General features: G+C 70.0%; 26 protein-coding genes. 16 read left to right on the top strand and 10 right to left on the bottom strand.

All coding sequences use genetic code 11. From position 1 onward, the window contains the following. Window positions 1-269: 269 nt before the first annotated feature. From OHT74_RS32505 to OHT74_RS32515, 3 genes are read left to right on the top strand one after another with little or no spacing between them, the layout of a single operon-like run. Window positions 270-1,064, top strand: coding sequence for an SDR family NAD(P)-dependent oxidoreductase (locus tag OHT74_RS32505; protein ID WP_328622135.1), 795 nt, complete (start codon window positions 270-272; stop codon window positions 1,062-1,064). Continuing rightward, window positions 1,057-1,605, top strand: coding sequence for a GNAT family N-acetyltransferase (locus tag OHT74_RS32510; RefSeq protein WP_328622136.1), 549 nt, complete (start codon window positions 1,057-1,059; stop codon window positions 1,603-1,605). Before OHT74_RS32505 ends, OHT74_RS32510 begins: the two co-directional genes overlap by 8 nt. Window positions 1,606-1,625: 20 nt before the next feature. Continuing rightward, entirely contained in the window at window positions 1,626-3,317 is a 1,692-nt protein-coding gene (locus OHT74_RS32515; protein WP_328622137.1) for a carbamoyltransferase N-terminal domain-containing protein, read from the top strand. A 20-nt stretch (window positions 3,318-3,337) separates the two neighbouring features. On the opposite strand, the gene OHT74_RS32520 is transcribed toward OHT74_RS32515, so the two are convergent. Continuing rightward, on the bottom strand, window positions 3,338-4,087 hold the full coding sequence (locus OHT74_RS32520) for an SAM-dependent methyltransferase (RefSeq protein ID WP_328622138.1): 750 nt from the start codon (window positions 4,085-4,087) through the stop codon (window positions 3,338-3,340). A gap of 303 nt (window positions 4,088-4,390) precedes the next feature. Here OHT74_RS32520 and OHT74_RS32525 point away from each other — a divergent pair, with 303 nt between their 5' ends. The 6 genes from OHT74_RS32525 (at window position 4,391) to OHT74_RS32550 (ending at window position 8,899) form a co-directional block, all read left to right on the top strand. Then, complete coding sequence (locus OHT74_RS32525; protein WP_328622139.1) at window positions 4,391-4,939, top strand: DUF1062 domain-containing protein; 549 nt, start codon at window positions 4,391-4,393, stop codon at window positions 4,937-4,939. A gap of 63 nt (window positions 4,940-5,002) precedes the next feature. Next, a complete protein-coding gene (locus OHT74_RS32530) occupies window positions 5,003-5,707 on the top strand; it encodes a VanZ family protein (protein ID WP_328622140.1) in 705 nt (234 codons plus the stop codon). A gap of 67 nt (window positions 5,708-5,774) precedes the next feature. Beyond that, on the top strand, window positions 5,775-6,470 hold the full coding sequence (locus OHT74_RS32535; RefSeq protein WP_328622141.1) for a response regulator transcription factor: 696 nt from the start codon (window positions 5,775-5,777) through the stop codon (window positions 6,468-6,470). Further along, window positions 6,463-7,542 carry a sensor histidine kinase gene (locus tag OHT74_RS32540; RefSeq protein WP_328622142.1) on the top strand — a complete coding sequence of 360 codons (1,080 nt, stop codon included), beginning with the start codon at window positions 6,463-6,465 and terminating at the stop codon, window positions 7,540-7,542. The genes OHT74_RS32535 and OHT74_RS32540 overlap by 8 nt, the downstream gene beginning before the upstream one ends. Window positions 7,543-7,646: 104 nt before the next feature. Further along, window positions 7,647-8,060: a hypothetical protein gene (locus OHT74_RS32545; protein ID WP_328622143.1), complete on the top strand. Its 414-nt coding sequence runs from the start codon at window positions 7,647-7,649 to the stop codon at window positions 8,058-8,060. Window positions 8,061-8,170: 110 nt separating this feature from the next. Continuing rightward, window positions 8,171-8,899 carry a hypothetical protein gene (locus OHT74_RS32550; protein WP_328622144.1) on the top strand — a complete coding sequence of 243 codons (729 nt, stop codon included), beginning with the start codon at window positions 8,171-8,173 and terminating at the stop codon, window positions 8,897-8,899. A gap of 44 nt (window positions 8,900-8,943) precedes the next feature. On the opposite strand, the gene OHT74_RS32555 is transcribed toward OHT74_RS32550, so the two are convergent. Both OHT74_RS32555 and OHT74_RS32560 read right to left on the bottom strand, forming a co-directional pair. Next, window positions 8,944-9,204: a heavy metal-associated domain-containing protein gene (locus tag OHT74_RS32555; RefSeq protein WP_328622145.1), complete on the bottom strand. Its 261-nt coding sequence runs from the start codon at window positions 9,202-9,204 to the stop codon at window positions 8,944-8,946. Beyond that, window positions 9,204-10,331, bottom strand: coding sequence for an urease accessory protein UreH domain-containing protein (locus OHT74_RS32560; protein WP_328622146.1), 1,128 nt, complete (start codon window positions 10,329-10,331; stop codon window positions 9,204-9,206). Before OHT74_RS32560 ends, OHT74_RS32555 begins: the two co-directional genes overlap by 1 nt. Here OHT74_RS32560 and OHT74_RS32565 point away from each other — a divergent pair. The 3 genes from OHT74_RS32565 to OHT74_RS32575 all read left to right on the top strand — a co-directional run bounded on the left by OHT74_RS32565 (window position 10,303) and on the right by OHT74_RS32575 (window position 13,320). Next, entirely contained in the window at window positions 10,303-11,121 is an 819-nt protein-coding gene (locus OHT74_RS32565; protein WP_328622147.1) for a 2Fe-2S iron-sulfur cluster-binding protein, read from the top strand. The two genes, OHT74_RS32560 and OHT74_RS32565, sit on opposite strands and share 29 nt — an antisense overlap. A 319-nt stretch (window positions 11,122-11,440) precedes the next feature. Beyond that, the gene (locus OHT74_RS32570) at window positions 11,441-12,010 is read left to right on the top strand and encodes a hypothetical protein (RefSeq protein WP_328622148.1); all 570 of its coding nucleotides are present in this window, start codon (window positions 11,441-11,443) and stop codon (window positions 12,008-12,010) included. Between the two features lie 131 nt (window positions 12,011-12,141). Further along, window positions 12,142-13,320: a copper resistance D family protein gene (locus OHT74_RS32575; protein WP_328622149.1), complete on the top strand. Its 1,179-nt coding sequence runs from the start codon at window positions 12,142-12,144 to the stop codon at window positions 13,318-13,320. Here the strand turns inward: OHT74_RS32575 and OHT74_RS32580 are convergent. The 7 genes from OHT74_RS32580 to OHT74_RS32610 form a co-directional block, all read right to left on the bottom strand. Next, window positions 13,259-13,741, bottom strand: a complete 483-nt coding sequence (locus tag OHT74_RS32580; RefSeq protein WP_328622150.1) for an aldo/keto reductase — start codon at window positions 13,739-13,741, stop codon at window positions 13,259-13,261. The genes OHT74_RS32575 and OHT74_RS32580 overlap by 62 nt on opposite strands. 146 nt (window positions 13,742-13,887) lie before the next feature. Continuing rightward, a complete protein-coding gene (locus OHT74_RS32585; protein WP_266669424.1) occupies window positions 13,888-14,487 on the bottom strand; it encodes a hypothetical protein in 600 nt (199 codons plus the stop codon). Window positions 14,488-14,606: 119 nt separating this feature from the next. Beyond that, complete coding sequence (locus OHT74_RS32590) at window positions 14,607-15,998, bottom strand: MATE family efflux transporter (protein ID WP_328622151.1); 1,392 nt, start codon at window positions 15,996-15,998, stop codon at window positions 14,607-14,609. Between the two features lie 4 nt (window positions 15,999-16,002). Next, window positions 16,003-17,031, bottom strand: coding sequence for a cysteine synthase family protein (locus OHT74_RS32595; protein WP_328622152.1), 1,029 nt, complete (start codon window positions 17,029-17,031; stop codon window positions 16,003-16,005). 56 nt (window positions 17,032-17,087) lie between these two features. Continuing rightward, on the bottom strand, window positions 17,088-18,458 hold the full coding sequence (locus OHT74_RS32600; protein WP_328622153.1) for an alanine racemase: 1,371 nt from the start codon (window positions 18,456-18,458) through the stop codon (window positions 17,088-17,090). Beyond that, window positions 18,449-19,462 (bottom strand): ornithine cyclodeaminase family protein, encoded by a 1,014-nt coding sequence (locus OHT74_RS32605; RefSeq protein ID WP_328622154.1) that lies wholly within the window; start codon window positions 19,460-19,462, stop codon window positions 18,449-18,451. The genes OHT74_RS32600 and OHT74_RS32605 overlap by 10 nt, the downstream gene beginning before the upstream one ends. Window positions 19,463-19,493: 31 nt before the next feature. Continuing rightward, window positions 19,494-20,519, bottom strand: a complete 1,026-nt coding sequence (locus OHT74_RS32610; protein ID WP_328622155.1) for a TauD/TfdA family dioxygenase — start codon at window positions 20,517-20,519, stop codon at window positions 19,494-19,496. Window positions 20,520-20,861: 342 nt separating this feature from the next. Between OHT74_RS32610 and OHT74_RS32615 the strand changes: the two genes are divergently transcribed. The 4 genes from OHT74_RS32615 (at window position 20,862) to OHT74_RS32630 (ending at window position 25,790) form a co-directional block, all read left to right on the top strand. Beyond that, the gene (locus tag OHT74_RS32615; protein WP_266669436.1) at window positions 20,862-22,421 is read left to right on the top strand and encodes an ABC transporter substrate-binding protein; all 1,560 of its coding nucleotides are present in this window, start codon (window positions 20,862-20,864) and stop codon (window positions 22,419-22,421) included. Window positions 22,422-22,534: 113 nt separating this feature from the next. Then, window positions 22,535-23,425: an ABC transporter permease gene (locus tag OHT74_RS32620; protein ID WP_443047743.1), complete on the top strand. Its 891-nt coding sequence runs from the start codon at window positions 22,535-22,537 to the stop codon at window positions 23,423-23,425. After that, entirely contained in the window at window positions 23,422-24,291 is an 870-nt protein-coding gene (locus OHT74_RS32625; protein WP_266669444.1) for an ABC transporter permease, read from the top strand. The genes OHT74_RS32620 and OHT74_RS32625 overlap by 4 nt, the downstream gene beginning before the upstream one ends. Continuing rightward, entirely contained in the window at window positions 24,288-25,790 is a 1,503-nt protein-coding gene (locus OHT74_RS32630) for an ABC transporter ATP-binding protein (RefSeq protein ID WP_328622156.1), read from the top strand. The genes OHT74_RS32625 and OHT74_RS32630 overlap by 4 nt, the downstream gene beginning before the upstream one ends. Window positions 25,791-25,805: the final 15 nt, after the last annotated feature.

Consider the following 25,805-nt stretch of genomic DNA (forward strand, 5'->3'; position numbering starts at 1 on the left):
CCGGCTGGAAGCGGAATGGAAGAACCTCCGTCGCCGCATCGGCCCGTGATTCACTGGCGAGGAATCTACGGGTAAGAGGTCGGTCGACCTGGAGCCTTGTCGGCGAGGGTGTTTCGGCGTAACGAGGCGTACCTCTGGCCGGTCGGCGTGCAAGGAGACCCCGATGCCGCTGAAGCAGGTGTCCAGAACCCCGCCCCTGACGGGGGTGTGGGATGAACGCGTGAAGGCTTCGCTGCGATACAGCGCAACGAAGCCGAGGGGGTGTGTGCATGGCGCAGGAGAAGCATGGCGTAGCCGTGGTCTCGGGTGCATCATCGGGATTCGGCAGGAGAATTGCACAGGTGCTGTGCCGGCGGGGCTACTCCGTTGTGGCTCTGGCCCGTAGAGCGGACCGTCTGAAGCTCTTGGCGGACGAGGACTCCACAGGAGCGATTCTGCCGGTGGTCGCCGATGTCCGTGACCGAGAAGGGCTGGCCCGGGCCCTCGACGAGCTGCCTCCGGAATTCCGTGACATCTCGGTGCTCGTCAACAACGCCGGCCTCTCACGAGGGTTCGACCCCCTTCAGTCGGGCAGCGGCGATTCCTGGCGCGAAATGATCGACACGAATATCTCCGGTCTGTTGAACCTCAGCGGCCTGGTGCTTCCCCGGCTCGTCTCCCGCCGGTCCGGGCACGTGGTGAACATCGGCTCGATCGCAGCGAATTACCCGTACATGGGCGGGAACGTCTACGCCGCCACCAAGGCATTCGTCCACCAGCTGTCCCTGAACATGCGCGTCGACCTCCAGGGAACGGGCGTCAGGGTGAGCTGTGTGGCACCGGGCATGGCGAAGACCGAGTTCGCCAAGGTCCGATACGACGGGGACGAGGAGCGCGCCGACGCGCTCTACCGGGGAATCGAGCCGCTCACCGACGACGACGTGGCCGAGGCGGTGGCCTGGTGTCTCGCGCAGCCCGCGCGCGTCAACGTCAACATGATCGAACTGATGGCGGTCGAGCAGCACTTCGGGCTGGGCGTCGCCGGCAGCCCGCCCGCCCCGCCGGGTGGTGCGCAGGATGAGTGAGTCCGTGCAGACGGCCCCCCGGCGCGTGAGCGCGCCGGACGTGCTTGTTGCAAGACCCGCGCGCCCCGAGGACGCGGAGCAGATCGCCCTGCTCTCCGCCCCGTTCGTCGAGCAGGGCCTGCTCGTCGCTCGCCCGCCAGCCGAACTGGCGGGAATGGCACAGGAATTCGTGGTCGCCTGTGAAGGCAGCCGACTGGTCGGCTGCGCCGGGGTATCGCCCTCCGGGGGCAGCCTGGTCGTCTACAACCTGTGCATTGCGGCCGACTGGCAGGGCAGGGGAATCGGCCGGCAGCTGGTCGGTATCGCCGAGACCATCGGCAGAGAACGGGGTTACAGCTCTCTGCTGGCCCTGACCCGGTACGGCGGGGAATGGTTCGGGAAGCTGGGGTTCTCGGAAGTCCCGGCGAGCGAGACCCGTGACGAATGGCGACGTCTCTTCCGTCCGGGCCGAAGATCCAGCCTCTACCAGTTGCGACTCACCTCGGAGCAGTCCGGAGACCGAAGCACGCCCATGTGCCGACTCAAGCAGACCAAGGAGTGACACAGTTGATAATCTGCGGGTTGAAACTCACGCATGACGGTGCCGTCGCCCTGCTCGACGACGACCGTCTCGTGTTCAGTGTTGAGATGGAGAAACTCGGGAACGGTCTGCGCTACAGCACCGTTGCCGACTTCAGCCTGATCCCCGGAGTCCTCGCCGACTTCGGCTACAAACCCGAGGACGTCGACGAGTGGGTTGTCGACGGCTGGGACGGAGACGTCTCCGGAACAGTGGCCCTCCTCGACCAGGGGGCACCCACGGAAATCGTGGTCGGCCCCTACCGGGAGTCGGCGGCATGCCCGGCACTCGATTCGCCCAGCGTCTCGGGCACGTTCCCGATGGACGGCCAGACCTACCCGTACACCAGCTTCCCGCACGCGGCGGGACACGTGGCGAGCGCTTACGTGTCCAGCCCCTTCGCCCAGCGCGACGAAGGCTCCTTCGTCCTGGTCTGGGACGGCGGACTCTTCCCCCGCCTCTACTGGGCGGACCCGCGCGGCGGCGTGGAGAACCTGGGTGAACTCTTCCCCCTCCTCGGCCATGCGTACGCCATCGCGGGACACCACTTCGGGCCCTTCCGCAAGACCGTCCAGTCACCCACGGTCGATGACCTCTCGGTCGCCGGCAAGCTCATGGCGTACATCGCGCTGGGCCGGGCGGACGAGAGCGTCGTCACGGTTCTGCGGGAGGAGTTCCACCGGGTCTTCGAGAGCGATGAGCCGGCCGCCGTGGAGTACCGCGCGACGGTCGGCGGGTACGGCAGTCTCTTCGAGCGGTCCGTGCCTCCCGTGCACGAGTTCTTCTCCGCGGTGCGCGCCCGGGTGTCGCAGAACGGGGTCAGTGACGAGGACGTCCTGGCGAGCGTGCACGACTTCTTCGAGCGCCTCCTCGTCGAGCGGATCACCGCCAAGGTCCGCGCCGCCAAGGGCGAAGGCCCGTGGAACCTCTGCTTCGCAGGTGGCTGCGCGCTCAACATCAAGTGGAACAGTGCGCTGCGCGAGGCGCCGGACTTCCGTGACGTGTGGGTCCCGCCCTTCCCCAACGACTCGGGGTCCGCCATCGGAGCGGCCGTTCTGGGCCGGGCGCAGCGCGACGGCCTGGCCCCGCTCGAGTGGAACCCCCGGCTCGGCCCGGCGCTGACGCCGTCGCCCGAGCTGCCCGCCGGCTGGTCGGCGTCGGCGTGCGCTCCGGAGGAACTCGCCGCGATTCTCCACGAGTCCGGAGAGCCCGTGGTGGTCCTGCACGGACGAGCCGAACTCGGCCCCCGCGCACTCGGCGGCCGCAGCATCCTGGCGGCGCCGGTCAGTGCGTCGATGAAGGACGAGCTGAACCGGGTGAAGGACCGCGAACCCTACCGGCCCGTCGCCCCCATCTGTCTCGAGGCCGACGCACCGGAGATCTTCGCACCCGGCACGCCGGACCCGCACATGCTCTTCGACCACGAAGTACGGCCGGAATGGGTGGACCGGATCCCCGCGGTCATCCACCTCGACGGCACCGCGCGGCTCCAGACGGTCGGCCCGGCGGACGACGACCTGCTCTTCGCCGTACTGTCCGCCTATCGACGGCTCAGCGGCGTCCCCGTGCTGTGCAACACCAGCGCCAACCTCAACGGGCACGGCTTCTTCCCCGACGTGGCCTCCGCCGCGGAGTGGGGCAGGGTCGCCCGGATCTGGAGCGACGGGACGCTGTATCAGCGGACCGACGCCTGAAGTCATTGCGATAGGAGTTCTCAGGGCCGGGTCGCGCGACGCAGGAGCAGGGTGACGAAGCCGAGCGTGCCCCGGTAGCCGTGGAGCCAGGCCTTGCGGTGTCGGGCCGCGGTCTCGAGGGCCTGGCCATGGTCCGGGTGCTCCGGATTGTCGAGGGCCCAGCGGGAGAGCGACCCGGTCCAGGACCACTCGTAGTCGTCCCACTCCTGGCGGGTGCTGACGTGCCCGTGGACCGGCACCCAGCCGTCGGCCGTGATGCGGTCGACCGTCGTCGCGAGGTCGTCGTAGTCATCGACGGCGAAACCGGCGTCGAGGGTCTTGCGGTCGGGTTCGCGTTCCCAGAAGCACTCGCCGAGGAGAACGCTTCCGCCCGGGGCGAGATGGCTGTCGGCGGCCTTCAAGGTAGGGAGGAGGCCGCCGAAGGCGTGTGTGGCGCCGATGCTGAGAATCAGCCCGTACCGGTGCGGGGAGCTGAACTCCGAAGCGTCCTGTGCGTGGAAGGCGATCCGGCCGCCGAGCCCCGCTTCGTCGACGGCGCGACCCGCGGCGGCGATGGCCGCTGCGTCGTTGTCGACGCCGTCGGCACGCAGGTCCGGGCGAGCGGCTTGTGCGCGCATCAGCCAGGTGCCCGATCCGCACCCGAGGTCGAGCAACCGGGCGTCGCCGCCCGGCAGGGCCCGGTCGAGGAGCGTGCGTACGGAATCGTCGCTCAGCGGAGCGGCGATGGGGTGGTCGGTGTGGGCGATGGAGCTGATCTGTCGGCGATCCATGGCGCCATCCTGCCTCCCGCCCGCCCCACGGCCCGCGAAGCGCCCCGCCGCGGTCGACCGGGCAACCCGATCGTGTGCCCCGAGTGCTTGGCTCGTACCCGGCCGCACGTGCGGTGAGGCGCTCGAAAACCAGTGGAACCGCGCCGCCGTGCGCCATTACCGTGCTGCCGAACCGAGTCGTCTAGGCAAGGACGTTCCGTTGTACACCCTGTGAGACCTCCCGAGAGCTGATGTGTCGCGCGTCGCGCATGTGCGCCGCGCTCCTTTTTGCTGCGGTCTTCTCACTGGAACCGGTGTACTTCTGTGCTCAATACCTGGGTGGTCGCTCCCACCTGCCTGCCGCTCGTTCTCCGCCGTTGCCACGCGTGCGCGTCCGAGCGCTTCCGGGCGAACGGCAAGTTTCGCGTCAACGCCAACCACAAGCTCATCGACGCCTGGCTCCTCGTGCTCTGCACCGCTTGCGGGGAAACCGCAAAGCTCACGGTCCTGGAGCGGATGAACGTGCGCTCCGTACGACCTGAGCTGCTGGACCGGCTGCATCACAACGACCCTGGCCTGGCAGCCGAGCTGCTCCAGGACCCGGCCGTGCGGCGCCGCAATTGCTTCGCCCTCGACTGGGACAACGCCTGGTGCCTGGACACCGGCGGATCGGATCACCTGGACCGCGAGGTGATCGACGTCTCGGTCCGCTTTGCGGCGCGGATCCCCGTCCGGCCGGTGCGACTGATCGCTGAAGGCTGCGGTCTTTCACGGGCCGGGGTGGAGAGACTGATCACGGAGGGGAAACTCGTTTCGGCAGTCCGCCTGACCGGCAAGCTCTCCGGTGACTTCACCTTCACGCTCAAGCGCTGAGTATCGCGGGCGTATCGAAAATCGCATACGCCACCGCAACGGTCCTCCGTCTCCCATGGGGGCATGAACCACAACGCATCCCGGTCGGCATCGCCCGGCCGCACGCGCAGGATCGTGCTCCTCGGCCTGGCGGTCCTCGGCACGGCGAGCGCGCTGTTCGTCGTGCGGGGGCCGCTCATGATGTCCGCTCCGAGGTGCATGGCCGGGCGGTGGCACGGTTGCTTCGACACGTTCAACGGCGTGGTGCTCATGACGCTGGTCACGCTGCCGTTGGCCGTGGCGGCGGTGTGGGCTCTGGCGCGCCGTCGGCGCGGCGCCGGCGTCGCAGCGGCGTGGCGGATGTCGCTGGCCGAGGTGGGCATGGTCCACGGCACGGTGCCGTTCCTGTGGCTGACCATGATGCCGGGCGCCGGGGCCGGCACCGTCCCCGCCCGGGTGAGCCTGGTACCGCTGCGGGACCTGGTCACGATGGGGTCGCTCGGGATCGTCGGCAACCTGCTGGTCTTCGCGGCGCTGGGGTTCTTCGCCCCGATGCGCTTCGCGGCGCCGGCGTCCGTGCCGCGGATCCTGGCGCTCGGGGCGGGCTGCTCGGTCCTGGTCGAAACCGCTCAGTACGTCCTGCAGCTGGACCGGGTGTCCTCCGTGGACGACGTACTGGTCAACGCCGCCGGCGCAGCGCTTGCCGCGCTGGCGTCGCGCCGCTGGTGGCGCACTACGGCGCAAGCGCCGTCGGACCGGCCTCGCCCCGCTCCGGCACCGACGGGCTGAGTTGCATGTCCGGTGTGCACACATTTTGCATACGTCGGCGATATGTTGTGCCGCTTAGGCTTCCGACATGCGCGTACTGATCGTCGAGGACGAGCCCTACCTGGCCGAGGCCGTCCGTGACGGTCTGCGGCTGGAGGCGATCGCCGCCGACATCGCCGGCGACGGTGACTCCGCGCTGGAACTGCTCAGCGTCCACTCCTACGACCTCGCCGTCCTCGACCGCGACATCCCAGGCCCCTCCGGCGACGAGGTCGCCCGGCGCATCGTCGCCTCCGGCAGCGGCATCCCGATCCTCATGCTCACCGCTGCCGACCGGATCGACGACAAGGCTTCCGGGTTCGGGCTCGGCGCCGACGACTACCTCACCAAGCCGTTCGAGCTGCGGGAGCTCGTGCTGCGGCTGAGGGCACTCGACCGCAGACGCGCGTACGCCAGGCCCCCGGTCCGCGAGATCGCGGGCCTGCGGCTCGACCCCTTCCGCCGGGAGGTCTTCCGCGACGCACGCTACGTCGCGCTCACCCGCAAACAGTTCGCCGTGCTGGAAGTCCTCGTCGCCGCCGAGGGTGGGGTCGTCAGCGCCGAAGAGCTGCTGGAACGGGCCTGGGACGAGAACGCGGACCCCCTCACCAACGCCGTGCGCATCACCGTCTCCGCACTGCGCAAACGGCTCGGCGAACCATGGATCATCGCCACGGTGCCCGGCGTCGGCTACCGGATCGACACCGGTACGGACACCACCGCCCCGGGCAGTACGCATGCCTAGACGCCCAGGGCTCAGCGCCCGACTGAAGCTCACCCTCAGCTACGCCGGGTTCCTCGCCGTCGCCGGCGCTCTCCTGCTGGCCGTGGTGTGGGTGTTCCTGCTGCGCTACGTACCCGACAACCCGAAGGGCCTGCTCGGGATCTCGCCCAACCGCTACCTCTTGGTGCACACCTTCGCCCCCGCCGCGGCCGTGGCGATGGTCTTCCTGCTCGTGTTCGGCCTCGTCGGGGGATGGCTCCTCGCCGGCCGGATGCTGGCACCGCTCACCCAGATCAGGGATGCGGCGCGGACGGCCGGGAACGGGTCGCTCTCCCACCGGATCCACATGTCGGGCCGCCAGGACGAATTCCGTGAACTCTCCGACGCGTTCGACTCGATGCTCGGGCAACTCGAGTCCCACATCGCCGAGCAGCAGCGGTTCGCCGCGAACGCCTCCCACGAACTGCGCACCCCCCTGGCGATCTCGCGGACGCTCCTCGACGTCGCCCGCAAGGACCCCACGCGGGACCGGGGCGAACTCATCGAACGCCTGCAGGCCGTCAACGCGCGGGCGATCGACCTCACCGAGGCCCTCCTGCTGCTCAGCCGCGGCGACCGCGGAAACTTCCGCCCCGAGAGCGTCGACCTCTCCCTCGTGGCCGAGGAAGCCGCCGAAACGCTCCTTCCCCTCGCCGAACAGCGCCGGATCACGCTCGACGTCACCGGTGGGGCGGCCCGGACCAGCGGCTCCGCGGAGCTCCTGCTGCGGATGGTGACGAACCTCGTCCAGAACGCCATCGTCCACAACCTCCCCGCCGGCGGCACCGTGACGGTCCACACCGAGGCGCACGGCGACACGAGCGTGCTGCGGGTCGAGAACACGGGCCGCCGGCTCCCGCCGGAACTGGTACCGACCCTCACCGAACCCTTCCAGCGCGGAACGGAACGCGTACGCACCGACGAGCACGCCGGCGTCGGCCTCGGCCTGGCCATCGTGCACAGCATCGTCCGCGCCCACGACGGGACCCTCGACCTCGCCCCCCGCCCCGCCGGCGGGCTCCTCGTCACGGTCCGGCTTCCCGGCACGCCGTAGACAGGGGCAGTCCGGGTTCCCTGAACACACCAGGATCGCTGCTTCGCTTGGTCGACAACGGGGCTGCCGGACACAGGACTCCGGCTGCCCGATAGGGTCCGGGCATGGTCATGGCCCGAACTGCATCCAGCGCGACGCGGGCCCGCCGCCCGGCGGGCCCGCTGCGACTGATGTGGTTGGCCGCCCTGCTGTTCGCCTTCCTCTACACGCATGCCGCCGGAGCCGACAGCGCGTCGGCGCACGTCACCGGCGGCGCCGTCGCCGTTTCCTACCCCGACTACGCCGAACCTGACGGCGCCGATCACCGCGACGAGGGCAACGGGCATTCACACCCCGCCGAGACATGCGCTTCCGGGCACCCGCAGCAAGGCTCGGAGCTGCCCGCGCCGCCGCTGGTTCCCCTCGGGGATCTGACTCCTGACGCCGGCGCGATGCGGCCGGCCTTGTGGGCGCGGACCGTTCCGTCCGGCCTTCCCCCTTTGCGTAGTTCCCTCGGCTCCGTGGTGTTGCAGGTATAGATCCGGGTGCTTCGCCCCGATCCGACCTGACTCTCATCGCAGACCCCGGCGCGCCCTCTCGTGGCCGACCGGGTGATGAGCCACGCACGCAGCACCAAAGGAACTCGCACGTGACTTCGCCCCAGCTCCTCGACGCCCGGACCGCGGACACATCGCCGGGCTCTCCCGCCACGGGACGTGCCGCCCGGCGCAAGCAGCACGCCGGCATGGCCCGGAAGCGGTCTCTGGCCGCCCGGTACCCCGGCTACGTCGGCTATTTCGTGGGCGCCGGCCTCATCAGCGGCGCCGTCGTCCACCACCCGCTCGACCCCGACCGCTACACCCGCATCGCCGGCTACGGCGCCTTCGTCTTCCTCGCAGCGACCATCCTCAACGAGTTCGTCCTCACCCGGGAGCGTCCCGGACTGTCCCGGATGCTCCTGGTGATAGGCGCCTCACTGCTCCTGTCCTTCGGCATCGGCATGCTCAGTGGCGGCCTCCAGCACTTCGACGACTTCCCCGCCCGCGGCGCCGTCCTCGTCCCCGCCGGGCTGGTCGTCTCTTTCGTCGCCTACGTCATCAAGGACGCCGACACCCCGACGCGCCGGATCTTCAGCCTCGTCGGCCTGGCGGTCCTCGTCACGGCGACCCTCGCCTTCCTCGGCCTGCGGGAAGTCGCCGCCTCGATGGAGAGCACGCCGGGCGGCGGCCACAGCCACGGCACCGCCGAAGAACCCGCAGCGGACGACCACGCACCTGCCACCGGCCCGGCGAGCCCGGCCGCACCCACCTCCGGTGCCTCACCCACCGCAAGGCCCACCGCTTCAGCGACGGCGCACAACGACGGCCACACTCACTGAGGCACGGGTAGGGGCGGGTGAGCCCGCCCCTACCCGTGGGCGTGTCAGCCGGCGATGCGCGCCGTGTAGTCCCCGGCCGCCTCCACGGCCGCGACGAGTGCAGCGGTGTCGATGTCGGCGCCGTCCTCCAGGCGGACGACGCTGCGTCCGGCTCGTACGTCGGTGGCGGCCGAGCGGACGCCGGCAAGGTCCTCCAGTTCATCGTCGATGAGCAGGCCACAGCTGGTGCAGTGCATGCCGCCGACCAGGAGAACCACCTGTTCACCGGTCACAGCCTCGGGCTTCTTACGGCTGAACAACTTCATCACAGGTCCTTCTTGAACTCGATCGCGCCCGTCTGCATGCCCATGGCGCAGGAGAAGCGCAGCATCCCGGGCTTGCGGGTGCCCAGGTCGATCTCGGTGTCGCCGTCCCGCTTGACGATCTCCTGGACACCGAGCTCGGGGATGGTGAAGGCCCGGGCGCAGCCGCCCGAGTCCTTGCCCCGGAGCACCAGTGTGGTGGGCACACCAGCCTTCGCAGCGAACTGTGTCGGGAGATAGAAGTCCGTCACGGTGAGGATGACGGTCTGCTTGCCGGAGGCATCGATGCGTACGGGGGTGGCCTCTCCCGTCGCCGTCCCGCCATTGCCGTCGCCACTGCCTTCGCCGCCTTCGACGAGGAACGGGCCGGTGGCGGTGGTCTGCTGCTTGCCCGGGGAGTGGAAGGAGACCCAGCCGCCGGCCTGAAGGGCCGAGATCATCGTCCAGGCCGCGACGGTCAGCACCACCACACCGGTGAGCCCGGCGAGCTTGCCCGACAGGGCCTGGGTACTGCGCCGGAACAGGTAGCCGAGCGCGGCGAACAGCGGCGCGGTGCCCAGCACGAACCCGGCCATCACCGCGGCGCCGGCCACCGCCGATCCGGAGGTGACGGCGAGCAGCTCCATCGACAGGGTTACCCCGCAGGGCACGAGCACGGTGGCGAATCCGACCAGGGCTGGGGTGATGGGCGACTCGGTTTTGGCGCTGCGTCGCATCAGGCGGCCGAATGATGCCGGCGGGCGCGGCACGAGCCGCCCCACGGCCGTGACTCCGATCAGGTCCAGCGCGAAGAGCACCATGACGGCCCCGACCACGAGCAGCAGCACCGCCTGCGTACGCGGGCTGGGCTGCAAGGCGCTTCCGAACACGCCGAGCAGGGCGCCGAGCGCCGTGTGGGACACCAGCTTTCCGGCGAGGAACGCCCCGACGGGTGCCAGCGGTGTGCCGACGTCGGCCTGACGCGCGGGGCGCGGCGTACGCGAGGACTTGGGGGACGGTTTCGGGTCGGGGCTGCGGCGGCGGGCCACGGCGCCGGCCAGCAGACCCCCCTGTACGGCGGCGCACGAGGCACCACCGGCGAGCAGACCGGTACTCGCACCGGTGATCAGCAAAGCGATGGACGACGGCATGCCGGAAGTCAGCGCTCCGAGCGGACGTTTCGCGATCGACCTCAACCCGCTGCGCTCTCGCCACGTGCTGGGAATCGCGGCCGGCAGCGGCATCACCCCGATCCTCTCCATCGTCAAGAGCACCCTGGTCATGGAGCCGCGCAGCCGGTGCACCCTCGTCTACGGCAACCGGGACGATGCCTCGACGATCTTCCGCGAGGAACTTGCCCACCTGGAGGAGGAATACGCCGAGCGCCTGCGGGTGGTCCACGTCCTCAGCCGTTCCCAGGCCACCGACCCGCTGTTCCAAGGGCGGCTCACGCAAAAGAAGTTCAGTGGACTCATGGAGACACTCGGCCTCACCGGCGAAGTGGACGAAGCGTTCATGTGCGACCCGGCGGAGCTTGTCAGCGGAGTGCGCAGTGCTCTGACCGACGCAGGTCTTGCCGCGGAACGCATCCACAGCGAACGGTTCACCGCAGGGGGTACACAACCGCCCTCCTCAGCATCGGACGGAGACAGGAGCGCGAGCCGGTCCCACGAGGTCACGCTGATCGACCGAGGAGCCAAGAACACCCTGATGGTCAGCGGGGCCGAAACCGTTCTCGATGCCGGCCTGCGTGCCGGCATCGACCTCCCCTACTCGTGCCGCGAAGGCATATGTGGCACCTGCCGCGCCAAATCCTCCGGAGGCCCCGTACGGCTCGAGGGCTGCGACCTGGAGGCATCGGAGATCGAAGCGGGATACGTCCTGGCCTGCCGAACACACCCCGTAGGCAGCGGCATGACGATCGACTTCGACCAGCAGTGATGGCGCTGCGGGCGCTCGAACTGTGCGCGTCACCCGTGTCGGCTCCCGCTCACGCCACTCGGACTTCCGCACGGTGTGATCCCGGACGGATGCGTGCCTGGATCCACCCTCATGTGTCCGATTTTGGCCGGTGCTCGCATGGCGAGACGGCTTGACGGACCTCCCATGGCATGACTTAGGTTCGCCTTGCCTTACTTTTATCTCGTCCTTGCGAAAGAAATCAGCCATGCGAAGATCGCCCAGACGGCGCACCCTGCTCGGACTCCAGTATTCCGTTGCGCGGAAGAACGCGAGCTGAGTCGTGGCAATCTCCGCTGGCATGCAGATGACTGCTGTTGCTTCCCCGCCGGACAGCGCCGAGGACGCGCAGCGGCCGACCCCGCTCTGGGTGCTCGCAGCACTTGGCGTGCTCAGCTCGGCCGCCTTGACGGGCGCGTGCTGGATGGCCGGCCACGTCCACGCGGATGCGACGCTCCAGACCGCCGCCCGGTTCTTCCATGTCGCCGCCCTGGTCGTCGGCCTGGGCGCCGTGCTGGCTGTCGACTGGTTCGCCGCCCTGTGGCTTCTCGGGCGCCGGCGCCTCGCCGACATCCTGAACACCGCCAACACGCTGCAGATCCCGATCTGGGGCGGCCTCGCGGGCCTGCTCGTCACGGGTCTCTTCCTGAGCCCCGACATGGAATCGCCGCTCACTCTGACCAAGCTCGGTCTCGTTCTGGCCATCACCCTGAACGGCCTCTACGCGCACTGGCTCGGACAGCGTCTCGAGCGGTACCGGGACGCAGATGTCCCCGTTCGTCTTCTCGTTCAGTCAGGAGTGGCTGCCACGATCAGCCAGACCGGCTGGTGGGGCGCCTGCCTCATCGGATTCCTCAACAGTCAGTCCTGAACCGCCCCCACGGCAGTGCCGTCGGGTCTTGGCGCGGTAGCTCGGCCACGTCCCTCCTGGCCATCCTGCGCGCCGGTTGTCCATCGCTGCGGGCGGGCCGATTCCCGGGAGACTTAGGTTAGCCTGTCCTTATGTATTCCATACCTCTGGCCGCCGAAGCCGGCTACACCGTGCCCCCGCTGTGGCGCATCCTCACCAAGTCCGGCTACTTCATCGGCCTGTCCGGAGCCATCGGCGCGACCGTGACCTACGCCGCCTCCATCCGCCCCGCACTGCGCGCACCGGAGAACGACAGCGGCGACGTCGCGGTCATGAGACGAAGAACGGCCGGGTACCTGGCCTGGGCAGGGGTGGTGCTGCTGGTCGCGGGCTACTTCCAGCTCGCCGCCCGCCTGGCCCGCGCCGGGAAGGGCATGCCGTTCGGCGACGCCCTCGCGCCGGGTCGGATCTGGGACTTCTTGATGGCGCCGGCCGCGAAGGGGGCCTGGATCGCGCAGGGCACCATCTACCTCGTCCAGAACGTCGTACTGGTCCTCGCGTCCGCGGTCCTGATCTCGCTGTTCCTTCCCCAGGTGCGCCGGCACGTGAACGCCCTCGCCCTGACCGCCCTGCCCCTGACGCTCGCGGTGACGCTCGTCGCCGCGGTTCCGGCCACCAAGCCGAAGGACGGGGACAAGTGGCTGGACCTCGTGTTCGGCCAGACCCACATCGGCAGCGGCGTCGTCTGGGTCGGCGGTCTGGTCCTGCTCGCCGTCCTCGCCGGTGCGCGCGGCCGCCTGAGCGAGGGCGCGGGCGCGCTGTGGGCCGACATCTGGCGCCGCTTCGCCTTCGTCGCCCTGATCTGTGTAGGCGCTGTCTTCACCTCCGGACTGTGGATGAGCTGGAAGCACGTCGGCGCGATCAGCCAGCTCTGGACGACGACCTACGGCCTCTTCCTGCTCATCAAGATCCTGCTGGTCCTCGGCATGGTCACGGCCGGCGGCGTCAACCAGTTCTGGCTGATGCCCCGGATCGCCCAGGCCCGCCGGGACGATGCCACGGCCTCTCTCCTGCACCTGACCCTGCGCCACTTCCCGAAGGTGGTCTGGGCCGAGGTGGCCCTCGGCATCGCCGTCCTGGCCATCGTCCCCTTCCTCGGCGGCTCGGCCCGCTCCGAGGCGGGCAGCCCCCCGGCCGTGTCGAGCGGCAGCGTCTTCGCCATGGGCGCCGTCCTCGTCCTCGCCCTCGCGGCTTCGCTGTACATCACGGTCAGGACCTCCGACGCGCTCGCGCGACGCACGGCCGGGGCAGCGACCGCCGCAGCGTCATGACACCCGCCGGAGCGCGGCGGGGAACATCGGAGGGTGGAGGCGCGCGAAGCCTTCCTGCCGCCCGTAGGGAAGTGCGGGTACGCGCCGGCTTGTGACTCGCGGCGTCGAGCCGGGCCGCCTGCTCCGCCGACAGCGTCCAGCCGACCGCGCAGATGTTCTGGCGGAGTTGCTCCTCGTTACGTGCACGGATGATGGCGGAGGACACCATGGGGCGTTCCCGCAGCCAGGCGACGGCCACCTGTGGAACCGTCCTGCCGGTGTCCTTCGCCACCTCGTCGAGCGCATCCACGACATCGAAGAGGTGGCGCCACCACCTCCGGCCGGATTCTCCGCCACCTGACGGGCTTGGCCAACGGCACCAGCCGGTTGCCGAGCCCGATGTTGTCGTGTCGAGCACGACCACGACGGCCGCCAGCCCCATCGCCCTCCCGGCCGCGGCCCCAGCCACCCGGCTCACCCTCCCCGCACCCGGCACGACACGGTGAACGCGGTCCTCGAAATGGCGGGGACCGAGGTCATCGGGCCGCCGAGGCTCCCTGGTCGTGGGCGACCCCGTCTAAGGCATGCCTATGGCAGATGCTTGTCTGCCTCGCTCGAACTGCGAATCGCTGATACGTCCGTACTTACCAGGCGGTAGTTGTACGTGCGCTTACCGCGCTTGGGCTTTCGGCGGGCGTGCCCTCGAGCGAGCGCCTCGGTGATCAGGTCATCGATTGCCGGGTTGCCCATTCTCAGGCGCCGAAGCTGATCGAGCCTGAGGTTGACAGCGGACGCGGCGGTTCCGATGAAGGTCCCGTGAACAAGGGATTGGAGCAGGAGGCCCAGACCCGTTCCGTTGAGTTTGCCTGGCGGGGCAACCTGGTGCGTAGCCGCCATGGCCGTGGCGGACGCGATGGCGGCGTCGAAAGCCGAGTCCTGTGAGCGCCAGCTGGCGAGCATCGCTTCCGAGATGCCTGCGGCGGCGGCGCAGCCTGCCGAGCCGAGGCCCATCGCAGCCGCATGCACGGCTTGGGCGCGGCGTAGGTTGACCTCCCCGCTCAGGTCTTGCTGGCCATGGACCACCACATGCAGTGTCCGGTCGATGTCGTCGCGGCTTTCGAGGCGGGAAAGCAGGCGGGCCGCCCAGTCATGGGGGCGGCCTGGCGCGTCAGGTTCTTCGTTCTTCACCTTCCGCGTGCCTCCTGCCGACTGTCCTTGGTCGTCGAGGTCATTGTGCAGGCGGGACCGGCCTGTGGACAGGCCGGTCCCGAAGTTGAATGCGCGCGGCGCGCGGAAGGTGAATGTGGTCAGGCGACGGCCGGTGTCGCGTGCGTGCGGGCGTGCTCGGTCAGGGAGCGGGAGTAGCGGCGCAGGAGGAGGGCGGCGGTGGTGGCCAGGCCGGTGAGGAGGCCGAGCCAGATGCCGAGGGTGTCGAGGTTCAGGGCGTAGGCCAGGAGCCAGGAGGCGGGGAGGCCGACGGCCCAGTAGCCGATGAGGGTGATGCGGAAGCCGCTCTTGGTGTCGTCGAGGCCGCGCAGGAGTCCGACGCCGATGTTCTGGGCGCAGTCGAAGAACTGGAGGAAGGCGGTGACGATCAGGAGGTGGGTGGCGATGGTGAGGGCCTGGTCGGAGCCGGAGTCGAGGAAGGGCGCCAGGATCAGCTTGGGGATCGCCAGGTAGAGAACCCCGACGACGGCCATGACGGCTGCGGCGCAGGCCAGGGCGGTGTTCTTCAGGCGCCGGGCGTCTTCGTGGTTGCCGAGGGCGAGTTCGCGGCTGACGTTGATCGAGGCCGCGTGGGAGAGGCCGACGGCGACCTGGAAGACGATGTAGACCAGCTGGTTGACGGCGGTGTGCGCGGCGAGCGCGTCGGGTCCGAAGGAGCCTGCCATCAGGGCGGTGATGGAGAAGAAGCCGGCCTCGGAGCCATAGGTGGCCGCGATGGGGATGCCGAGGCCGATGAGGCGCTTGACGGTGGCCGCGTCGGCCTTGGTGATGTCCAGGGTCAGCAGCGGGGCGAGCTCCTTGTCCTTCTTCGCCGAGAGGTAGAGGGCGAGGAAGGACAGGAAGTACACCGTGGAGGTCGCGATGCCGACGCCCGTGAGGCCGAGGCGGGGCAGTCCGAAGGTGCCGTGGATGAGGATCCAGTTGAGGCCGGCGTTGACGGCGACGGAGGCGATGGTGATCTGGAGAAGGGCCTGCGGGCGGCGCATGCCGACGGTGAACTGGCGCACGGCCTGGAACCACAGGCAGGGCAGCAGTCCGGGAGCGAGCGCGTAGAGCATGGTCTGGGTGAGTTCGACGACCTCCGCGTCCTGGCCGAGCCAGGTGAGGGCCTGTCCGATGAGGATCATCAGGAAGGCCCCGGCGATGCCGGCGAGCGTGGCGACGGCCATGCTCGCCCGGACTATGGAGCGGACCTCCTGCTGTGACTCCTCCGCGTGGTCCCCGTCCTTCTCGGCTCTGGCCGCCGCGGCGGCTATCTGGTTGCCGACGGAGGTGACCAGGCCGACGCCCATGGTGCGGAGTTGGTTGAAGATGACGATGGCGAGGCCGCCGGCTGCGAGCTCGGTGGTGCCGAGGAGCCCCATCATCACCGTGTCGGTGGTGGTCAGTGCCACCTGGGCGAGCTGGGTGAGGATCAAGGGCACCGCGAGGACGCCGAGGGCGCGGCTGTCGCGGAGGAGGGTTTTCAGCATGGGTTTATCGGTTCCCGCGGAGTTTGGTGAGCAGCTCGTCGATTTCCCGCTCGGCCTCGACGTCGAGGAGATCGCGGTCCTGCATCCAGTCGTCGTTGAAGACGGTGTCCATGTACTTTTCGCCGCCGTCGTTGATGAGGGCGACCATAGTGGTGCCCGGCGGCAGGGCGGACAGCCGGGTCAGGGCCTGGTAGACGACTCCGCCGGCGGAACCGCCGATCAGCAGCCCGGTGCGGGCGAGCGCGCGGCAGGTGGCGAACGCTTCGACGTCGCCGACCTTGACGCCCTCGTCGATGAGGTCGAAGTCGACCAGGGCGCCGATCTCGGCGCCCTCGGGCGTGCCGGTGCCGGACTGGTAGTAGTCGTGGGCGGGGCCTCCGAAGGCGATGGAGCCCTTGGGCTCGACACCTATGACGCTGAAGCCGGACATCAGCTTGGTCAGCTCCCGGCTGGTGCCGCAGAGGGCGCCGCCGGTGCCGACGGCGCCGATGAGGACGTCGATCTTTCCGTCGAGGGCCTCGTGGAGTTCGTGGGCGACGGGGAAGTAGCCGACTCCGTTGGCGGGGTTGTTGTGCTGCTCGCTGAAGATGGTGTTGTCCTGGCCGCGGGCCATGTTTTCGGCGAGTTCCTCCCGAGCGGCGGTGGCGAGCTCTTCGGTGCCGTCGTCGACGACGTAGACGAGCTCGGTGCCGAGCGCCTTCATGCCGCGGAGCTTGTCTACGCAGGCGTGGTTGTCGACGACGGCGGTGAAGGTGTAGCCGCGTTCGGCGGCGATGACCGCCAGCCCGAGGCCGGTGTTTCCGGAGGTCGACTCGATGATCCGGCCGCCTTCGCGCAGCTCGCCGGCGGCCTCGGCCGCATCGATCATGGCCCGGGCCATACGGATCTTCGCGGTGCCGGTGGGGTTGAACATCTCCAGCTTCAGCAGCAGGCGGCTGCCGGTCTCGGTGGAGGCGAGTTCGAGGAGGGGGGTGTAGCCGATGAGATCGGATACGCGGGAGACCACGGCGGGACGCTGAAGGGCTCCGGGCATCGGTAACTCCAGAAGGTCGTGGGAGGCGGCAGGCTGCGGGCGGGCGCGCCGGTGCGTCAGGTGAAGTGCCGGTCCAGGCGCCAGCGGGGGCGGGGCCGGTCGGTCTGGTCGATGACGACCTTGGGCGGCAGGGCCAGGTCGTGGAACGGGGACTCGTTGGAGTCCATCTGGTAGCCGGCCGTGTTCGGGTAGACCAGGAGGTCTCCGGTACGGGGCTGGCTGTGCAGCGGGATCTTCCGCCAGGTGAGCATGTCCGACTCCAGGCACGTGGCCGCGCCGACGCTGGCCGGGAACGTGCCCGCCGGACCGGCCGGGTCCTGCGGGAGGAGGATGGGGTCGGGCAGGTACTCGCTGTTGAACCACTGCTCGGACAGGCTCAGGCTCGTGCCGTCCACGGTGAGGATCTGGTACCCGTCCCGGTCCTTGACTCCCCGGATACGGAAGACGGAGGCGCCGGCCTGGTGGAGCAGGGCCCGGCCGGGCTCCAGGAGGAGGGTGACTCCGGCCTCCTTGAGGAGCGCCGCGAGGGGCTGCTCGTGGCCCTCGGGCCGGGTGGCGAGGAGGGCGGCGAGTGCCGCGGCTCCGGCCACGGGGGAGTGGTAGGGGTAGAAGTCGCCGGTGTGGAAGGTCTTGCCCGCGTGGTAGTGGCCGCTGTTCTGTTCGGCGAGGAAGGTGTGCCAGCTGTCGGCGTCGCTGTAGCTGATCGGCAGCCCGCCGCCGATGCTGATCCGGCTCGCTTCCAGGCCCTGGACGCGAGCCTTGAGGCAGAGGTCGACGAGGTGGGCGGCGAGGTCGGCGCGCGGCTGGAGGGCGTAGCCGGACAGGTGGAAGGAGAACCCTTCCATGCGTACGGCGTCCCCGGCCTGCACGCACCGGTCCAGGGCTGTGGCCAGCTCGGTCTGGGAGAGGCCGAAGCGGCTGTGGGGCTGGGCGGGCGGCAGGACCCGCAGCAGGATCCGGGCCGGCCGGACCCGGCCGGTCAGGGCGGCTGTGGCCAGGGCGTCGAGTTCGTCGAGGGCGTCGACCGCGACCAAGGCGCCGTGCTGGACGGCCAAGTGCAGCAGAGCAGGGTCCTTGGCGGGGCCGGTGACGACGAGGTGCTCGCCCCGTACCCCGTGGCCGAGGGCCTCGCGGAACTCGGCGACGGAGGCGACGTCCACTCCCGCACCGCCGGCGGCCGCGCGTTCGACGAAGACGGCAGCCTTGTTCGCCTTCTTCGCGAAGTACACGAAGCCGTCGACCTCGGCCGCGGCCAGCGTGTCCTGCATGGCGCGCAGGTTGGTGTCGAAGGCGTCGGGCAGCAGGAAGTGGAACGGGCCGCCGAAGGCGTAGGCCAGTTCGGGAAGCAGCCCACTGGCCAGGACCTGCTCGGCGGCGGGGTCGTCCAGCACCGGCAGGGTGGGCAGGGGACGGCTGTTCACTGCCACAGCGCGACCTCGGTGCCCAGGCCCTGAGCGAGGGCGAGCTGGGCGAAGCGGTGGCCGAGCGCGATGTCGGTGACGACCAGGCCGCTGTTGTACGCGAAGATCCGCTCCTCGGCGCCCGTACGGCCGCTGCTCACACCCGCGAGCACGGGCGGGAACTCGGCGTCCACGGCCGGGAGTTTGCCCTCGGCGTCCGCCATGTCCGTACCGGTCACGTTCATCTGCGCCTCGCTGGTGGCGATGACGCGGTCCGCCTCGTGGAGGGTGGAGGGCGCCAGCCCGTGGCCGACGAGGATCGACAGCGCGCCGGGCCCCAGCCAGGAGGCCTCGACGGCGGCCGGGGTGTGGCCGCCGGCGGTGGCGACGATGACATCGGCGTCTGCCGCTGCGGCCTGCAGGTCGGTGACGAGCTCCACGTCCCGGTCGGGGAAGTGGGCGCGCAACTGCTCGCGGACCGCGGCGATGCCTTCCGGGTGCGTGCCGGACAGCAGGAGGCGGTCCAGGTCCGGGAGAGTGGTGAGGAGGAACGGCAGCGCGAGTCGGCCCTGGGTCCCGGTGCCGATGACGAGGGCCGTGCGGGCGCCGGGGGCGGCCAGTTCGCGGGCCAGCAGGGCGGAGACCGCGGGGGTGCGCAGGGAGCCGATGCGGGAGCAGTCCATCATCGCGACCGGCAGGCCGGTGACGTCGTCGTAGATCGTCAGCGAGGTGTAGTAGTGCTGCTCCTCACGGCCCTTGTCGAGGCCGTGCTTGTAGGAGGTCTTGATCGCGACGACCTCGCGGGAGCCGTCGCGGCCGAGCATCGCGTAGGAGACCGAGTGTCCGTCCTGCGGCTTGACGGTCAGTTTCCGGGGGTTGTCGGACTGGCCGGCCTGGAGGGTGCGGTAGGCCCCTTCCACGGTGGCCACCACGTCGGCCAGGGAGATGTCGATCCCGGCCAGATCGGTGGTGGACAGGATGCGCAGGTGCTTGTCGTCGCCGGATATGTGGGCGGACGCGGTGTCGGTCATGGTGGTTTTCCTCCGGGTGCGGGGCGGGTGGTCAGCTCGCGTGCGCTTCGAGGGCGCTCTGGCCGTAGCCGTGTTCGTTCGCTTCGGCCTCGGGGCGGGTGCGGCGGCCCGGGATACGGATGGATGCGCGCTTGAGCCAGCGGTCGCTGCCGTCGTACCGGGCCTGGAAGGGGACGCGGCCGTGGACGACGAGGTCGTTGTCGACGATGAGGACGTCGCCCGGGCTGAGGCTGACGGCGACGGAGACGCGGGTCAGTTCGTCCGAGAGGCGTCCGTACGCGCCCTGGTAGGCCTCGTCGGCCTGGTCGAGGGGGGTGTAGGCGGGGTCGTAGCGCAGCGTCATGCCGTCCTCGGTCGCGAACAGCGCTGGGACCGCGGCCGGGGCCTGGTCGGTGAAGCCCTGGGCCTCTTCGTAGGCGTCGTCGGGGAGGATCGGCAGGACCGGCCGGGTGAGCAGGTCGATGTCCTCGTCGGCCAGACGGGTCTTGCGGATGCTGGCGGCGGTGGTGGCGATGTTGTCGTGGTTGCGCATGCAGCCGAGCATCAGGAGGTGGGCGCGGCCGGGGTGGAAGGCGTCCTCGGTGTGCGGGCTGAGAAGCACCGTGCTGCTGGCGCCGGTCTGCTCGGTCTCGTGACCGGGCGAGGGGACGATGTTGTGTACGAAACGCCCGTCCTGCTGGCCCTCCCAGGCGATGGGGTTGCCCATCACCGTGGAGAGCAGGAGCAGGGCGATGTCGTAGACCGCGCCGCTCTCGCCGGCCGTGGCCCAGCTGGACGGCGTGGCCCCGACGGCTTCGTCGTCCACCTCCAGGCCGCGCAGGATGTACAGGCCGTCCGCGGTGTCGACGGGGCGGCAGTGCTCGCGCAGCGTCCGGCTCAGGGTTGCGGCTGTCTCGGCAACGCGGGCCAGGAGCTGGGGACTTGTGGCGGACGTACCGAACTCGGCAAGGATTTTCTCGGCCGCCTGGCGGAGTTCACCCACGGTCTGGGCGTCGAGCTGGCGGACGGGTGCGGCAGCCGTGCTCATGGCGAAGAGATCCGTTTCGTCGGATGGCATGGGGGATCCCGGTTCTGAGGTACGGTCTCCGGCGGTCGGGCGGCGGGAGTACGTAACTGGCAAGACGCGACGGGCTGTTGGCTGTCATGAATCTGCGGAACCGGCGAACGACTCGAACCGTAACACCGAAATGAGGTAAGGCAAACCTTACTCGCGAGTCGCCGAGGGGCGGGATTCGGACATGTGTCCATCCCGGTCAGTGACTTGCGGTAATGGTTGTCATTAGGATAGGCAACCCTAAGCACCATGGCATGCCTGGCTCGATCGGGACGATGGAGAGATCCAGATGTGCATGTCCGGTGTCCCTGCCACCCCCGTAGTTTCAGTGGAACGAGGACGTACGTGAACTTCAACAGGCGCCAGGTGCTTTGGGCCGGCGGAGCGATAGGCGCGGGGGCCCTGCTCGCTGCCTGCTCCTCGGGAAGTGACGACACCAAGACGGACAAGGCCCCTCAGGGGGACGGCAAGCCGAAGGACGGCGGAACGCTGCGCATCGGCGCGCTCGGCCGCGCGGGAGCCATCACCCGCGACCCCCACGGCACCCAGGCCAACGAGAGCGACTACCTGGTCATCGCCCTCGTCTTCGACACCCTCGCCATGCCGGGTGCCAAGACCAACACCGTGCCCCGCCTGGCCACTTCGTGGGAGGCTTCGCCCGACCTGAAGACCTGGAAGTTCAAGATCGCCAAGGGTGCGACCTTCCACGACGGGACACCGGTCACCGCCGAGGACGTCGTCTGGTCGCTGCGCCGCCTGCGCAACACTCCTTCGGGCGCCTCCCGCCTCCCGGGTGTCAAGGGACCGGAGAGCATCACCGCCGAAGGCGCCGACACCGTCGTCATCGTCTCGGACTACGCCAACGCGGACTTCCCGCTCCTGACGCGGCTCGCCACCTTCGTGATGAAGAAGGACACCGCCGACAACGCGCTCGACAAGGCCCCCGGCACCGGCCCCTTCAAGCTCGACTGGTACCGGGGCGGCAACGCCCGCCTCGTCAAGAACGACAAGTGGTACGGCGGCACCGTGCACCTCGACGCCATCGAGGTCACCATGTTCGAGACCCCGCAGGCCATGGCCAACGCCCTCCTCGCCGGGCAGATCGACGTCGCCTCCAACGCCGGCGCCGTCGCGGCCCGTACCGCCGAGACCCGCAAGGACATCCAGGTCCTGCGCCGCCCCAACGACATGGCGATGCCCATCGTCATGCGCACCGCCGCCGGCAGCCCCTTTGCCGACCCGCGCGTCCGCGAGGCAATGCGCCTCGTCGTCGACCGCGACGCGATGGTCAAGCAGGTCCTCTCCGGCTACGGCACCGTCGCCAACGACATCCTGGGCACCGGCGACCCCGCCTTCGCCAAGGACATCCCCCAGCGCAAGCGGGACCTGGAGAAGGCCAAGAAGCTGCTCGCCGAAGCGAACTTCGACCTGTCCAAGACCTACTCTCTGGTGACCACCGAGGACATCTCCGGAATCGCCGAGTCCGCGACCCTGTTCGCGAACCAGGCCCGCGAGGCCGGCATCAAGGTCGAGGTCGTCAAGCAGGAGTCCGGTGCCTTCTGGGACAAGACCTGGAAGACCGGCGACTTCTACACCACCTACTGGGGCACCAACGACTCGGTCATCTTCTTCGCCTCCAAGACGATGGCCGGCGAGGCCGGACAGAACGAGGCGGGCTGGGCCGACCCGGCGTTCGACGCCGCCTACCGCAAGGCGATCGGCACCGCGGACGAGAAGGAGCGGGCCGCGGCCCTCAAGGAGGTCCAGCAGATCCAGTACGAGCGTTCCGGCTACCTGCTGTGGGGCATGGCCGATGGCATCGACCTCGCCGCCGCCAAGGTCAAGGGCCTGCCGACCCTGCCCGGTTACGGCCGCGTCCAGCTCGAGAACGCGTGGCTGAGTTGAGCCGCACGGCCCAGCAGCACGCGGTGGCCGCCCCCGTCACGACGGGGGCGGCCACCGCGCCGCGGCGCATACTCCTCCTGCGCCTCGCGGCCGCCGTGGCCCGTCGGGCGCTCATGCTCGTCGTTCTGCTCGCCGCGGTGTTCGTCGCCGTCGAACTGCTCCCCGGAGACGCCGCGAGCGCCAGCTCGGAACGCGGCGACAGCGCCGCCGACGTCGCCGCACGCCGTCACCTGCTCGGCCTCGACCGCCCCGTCTGGGAACGATTCGCCGACTGGATGACCGCCCTGCCCACCGGAGACCTCGGCACCAGCGCGCGCGGTCAGAAGGTCACCGACCTCCTCGCCGACCCCCTCCCCAACACCCTCATCCTCGGCGGGACCGCCTTCGCCCTCACCGTCGTCGCCTCCCTCGCCCTGGGATGCTGGGCCGCGACCCGCCCCGGCCGGCTCGCCGACCGGATCATCGGCCACACCTCCACCGCGGCTTTCGCCGTACCGGAGTTCGTCGTCTCGGTCGGACTGCTGCTCGTGCTGTCCCTGTGGACCGGCTGGCTTCCGGCCGTCACCCTCACCGGCGCCGACGGCTCCCTCGCCGACTGGACCATGCTGATCATGCCGGTCCTGGCCCTGGTCATCCCGCAGGCCGGATGGAACACCCGCATAGTCCGCGGCGCCCTCGCCGACCAGGCCCGCACCCCACACGTCGAAGCCGCCCACCTCGACGGGCTGCCCGTCCACCGGGTCGTGCTGCGCCACGCCCTGCCCGGGGCGATCCCGGCCATCGCCACCGGTATCGCCACCTCCACCGGCATGCTGCTCGGCGGCGCCGTCGTCGTGGAAACCCTCTTCAACTACCCGGGCATCGGCTCCGTCATGGCCGCCGCCGTCAGCAGCCGCGACACCCCCCTCATCGCCGGAGTGGTCGTCTGCGCCGGCGCCGCCATCAGCCTCGTCCTCCTGGCCGCCGACCTGATACGCGCCCGTACCCTGGGAGGACGCCAGTGAGCGCCGCCGAAACAGCCCTTCCCGACACGGCCTCCCACGCAAACCCCGCCCGGGCCCGGACGCGTTCCCGGACCCTGCTCCGCGTCGCCCCCGGCCTGCTCCTCGTCATCGTGGCCCTGACCGGCCCGTGGCTCGCCGCACACCCCATCGACACCCCCGTCACCGCTCCCTACGCAGCCGCCGGAGACGGGGCCCTGCTCGGCGGCGACCAGCTCGGCCGGGACGTGCTGAGCCGGCTGCTCCACGGCGGCACCGCACTGATCGCGGGCGCCCTGCTCATCGCCGTCGTCGTCACCGCCCTCGCCACCGTCGTCGGCTGCGCGGCCGTCCTGCGCCCCAAGCTCGGCCGCGCCATCGAGCGCACGGCCGACGTCTTCATCCTGCTGCCGCCGGTGCTGGGGATCATGCTCATCGCCCTGGCCTGGCCGGGCGGCGGACGCTGGGCCGTCATCGCCGCGGCCATCGTCCTCGGTACCCCGTACGCCATCCGCATCGTCGCCTCCGCAGCCGCCCCGCTGGCATCGGCCGGCTACGTCGAGGCCGCCACCGCCCGGGGCGAGCGGACCGCCTACATCGCCCTGCGCGAACTGCTGCCGAACCTGCGGGCCACCGTCCTCGCCCTGTTCGGGCTCCGCTTCGTCGAAGCCGTCTACGTCATCTCCATGGCCGGATTCCTCCAGATCGGCCCCCAGCCCCCGGCAGCCGACTGGGCCCTGATGATCCGTGAGAATGCCCCGGGCATCCTCCTCAACCCTTGGGCCGTACTGGCCCCCAGCCTGGCCATCGCCGTCCTGGCGATCAGCTTCAACCTGGCCTCCGCCTCCCTCGCCTCCCGCTCCGCACTGAAGGCGGTGACCACCTCGTGAGCGACACCGCACCCGCAACGGAACACCGGTCCACCCCGACCACGGCCACCCCCGTGGCCTCGGCCACCGGTCTCGAAATCCGAATCCCCGACGGCCCGGTACTGCTGCACCCGGCCTCACTGACCGTCCGCGCCGGACAGATCACCGCCCTCACCGGCCCCTCCGGATCAGGCAAGACCACCCTGCTCCGCGCACTGATCGGCCACCTCCCCGACGGGGCGGCCATCACCGCCGGCACCCTCGACGTCCTGGGACACAGCCCCGCCGACCTGGGACCCGAGGAGCTGCGCCTGTTGCGCCGCACCCGCATCGCCTACGTCGGCCAGGATCCCGGATCGGCCCTCAACCCCCGGATGAAGATCCGCAGCATCGTCGCCGAGACCGCTACCGACCCGAGCGACGAAGCCGTACTCGGGCTCCTGCGCGAGTGCCGCCTCCCGGTAGACGACGGCTTGCCCGACCGGCGCCCCACCGCGATATCCGGCGGCCAGCAGCGCCGCGTGGCCCTTGCCCGGGCCCTGGCCCGCACCCCCGAGATCCTGCTCCTCGACGAGCCCACCGCCGGACTCGACTCCGCCCTGCGCGACGAGATCGCCGAACTGCTCCGAGACCTGGCCACGAGCCGGGGCCTGGCCGTCGTCATGGCCTGCCACGACCCCGAACTCGTCGAGGCCTGCGCCGACCACGTCGTACGCCTCGACGCGCCGCAGCCCGTACACCTACCGTCCCAGCGGGCTGCCGCACCCGACGCGGGTCCCATGTCACCGGTTTCCAAGGAGGATGGGGAAGGGCTGCGCGCGCAGGGCATCCGCGTCGCCTACAACCACCGCGCCGGGCGCCAGCAGGCTCTCGACTCGGTCGACTTCGCCGCAGCTCCCGGCACCGCCACCGGAATCGTCGGACCCTCGGGCTCCGGCAAGACCACTCTGCTCCGCGTACTGGCGGGGCTCCACCCCGCGGACTCCGGCCGGCTCACCCTGGATGGTCACCGGCTCGCCTTCACCGCCCGCAAGCGCCGGCGCGAGCACCATCGCCGGATCCAACTCGTCCCGCAGAACCCTCTCGATGCCCTGAACCCCTCCCGTACCGTCGGCGCCGCCCTCGCCAGACCCCTGCGTCTGCACAGCGGACTGGCACGGCCGCAGATCGCGGGCAAGGTCGGCGAGCTCCTGGAGCAGGTCGAACTCCCGGCCGACTTCGCCGCCCGATACCCCGGCGAACTCTCCGGCGGCCAGCGCCAGCGCGTCTCCATCGCCCGAGCCCTCGCCACCGATCCCGGCTACCTGCTCTGCGACGAGATCACGTCCGCCCTCGACCCCGAGACGGCCATCACCGTCATGGAGCTGCTGGCCCGTCTGCGCACCGAACGTGGTCTGACCGTGGTGATGGTCTCCCACGAGCTCCACCTGATCGCCGCCTACACCGACACCGTGCACCTCCTGGAGACCGGCCGACTCACCGCCCGCGGGGTCACCGCTGAGCTCGTCCCCGGCGCGTGAGAGCCGGCCTCGGGT

The organism is Streptomyces sp. NBC_00354, assembly GCF_036106915.1.
Taxonomy (GTDB): domain Bacteria; phylum Actinomycetota; class Actinomycetes; order Streptomycetales; family Streptomycetaceae; genus Streptomyces.

What these genes read in the sequence shown, in the direction of transcription:
- OHT74_RS32505 (WP_328622135.1), top strand. Translation starts at nt 270, where the DNA reads ATGGCGCAGGAGAAGCATGGCGTAGCCGTGGTCTCGGGTGCATCATCG.
- OHT74_RS32510 (WP_328622136.1), top strand. Translation starts at nt 1,057, where the DNA reads ATGAGTGAGTCCGTGCAGACGGCCCCCCGGCGCGTGAGCGCGCCGGAC.
- OHT74_RS32520 (WP_328622138.1), bottom strand. Translation starts at nt 4,087, where the DNA reads ATGGATCGCCGACAGATCAGCTCCATCGCCCACACCGACCACCCCATC.
- OHT74_RS32530 (WP_328622140.1), top strand. Translation starts at nt 5,003, where the DNA reads ATGAACCACAACGCATCCCGGTCGGCATCGCCCGGCCGCACGCGCAGG.
- OHT74_RS32535 (WP_328622141.1), top strand. Translation starts at nt 5,775, where the DNA reads ATGCGCGTACTGATCGTCGAGGACGAGCCCTACCTGGCCGAGGCCGTC.
- OHT74_RS32540 (WP_328622142.1), top strand. Translation starts at nt 6,463, where the DNA reads ATGCCTAGACGCCCAGGGCTCAGCGCCCGACTGAAGCTCACCCTCAGC.
- OHT74_RS32545 (WP_328622143.1), top strand. Translation starts at nt 7,647, where the DNA reads ATGGTCATGGCCCGAACTGCATCCAGCGCGACGCGGGCCCGCCGCCCG.
- OHT74_RS32555 (WP_328622145.1), bottom strand. Translation starts at nt 9,204, where the DNA reads ATGAAGTTGTTCAGCCGTAAGAAGCCCGAGGCTGTGACCGGTGAACAG.
- OHT74_RS32560 (WP_328622146.1), bottom strand. Translation starts at nt 10,331, where the DNA reads ATGCCGTCGTCCATCGCTTTGCTGATCACCGGTGCGAGTACCGGTCTG.
- OHT74_RS32570 (WP_328622148.1), top strand. Translation starts at nt 11,441, where the DNA reads ATGCAGATGACTGCTGTTGCTTCCCCGCCGGACAGCGCCGAGGACGCG.
- OHT74_RS32575 (WP_328622149.1), top strand. Translation starts at nt 12,142, where the DNA reads ATGTATTCCATACCTCTGGCCGCCGAAGCCGGCTACACCGTGCCCCCG.
- OHT74_RS32580 (WP_328622150.1), bottom strand. Translation starts at nt 13,741, where the DNA reads ATGGGGCTGGCGGCCGTCGTGGTCGTGCTCGACACGACAACATCGGGC.
- OHT74_RS32590 (WP_328622151.1), bottom strand. Translation starts at nt 15,998, where the DNA reads ATGCTGAAAACCCTCCTCCGCGACAGCCGCGCCCTCGGCGTCCTCGCG.
- OHT74_RS32595 (WP_328622152.1), bottom strand. Translation starts at nt 17,031, where the DNA reads ATGCCCGGAGCCCTTCAGCGTCCCGCCGTGGTCTCCCGCGTATCCGAT.
- OHT74_RS32605 (WP_328622154.1), bottom strand. Translation starts at nt 19,462, where the DNA reads ATGACCGACACCGCGTCCGCCCACATATCCGGCGACGACAAGCACCTG.
- OHT74_RS32610 (WP_328622155.1), bottom strand. Translation starts at nt 20,519, where the DNA reads ATGCCATCCGACGAAACGGATCTCTTCGCCATGAGCACGGCTGCCGCA.
- OHT74_RS32620 (WP_443047743.1), top strand. Translation starts at nt 22,535, where the DNA reads ATGCTCGTCGTTCTGCTCGCCGCGGTGTTCGTCGCCGTCGAACTGCTC.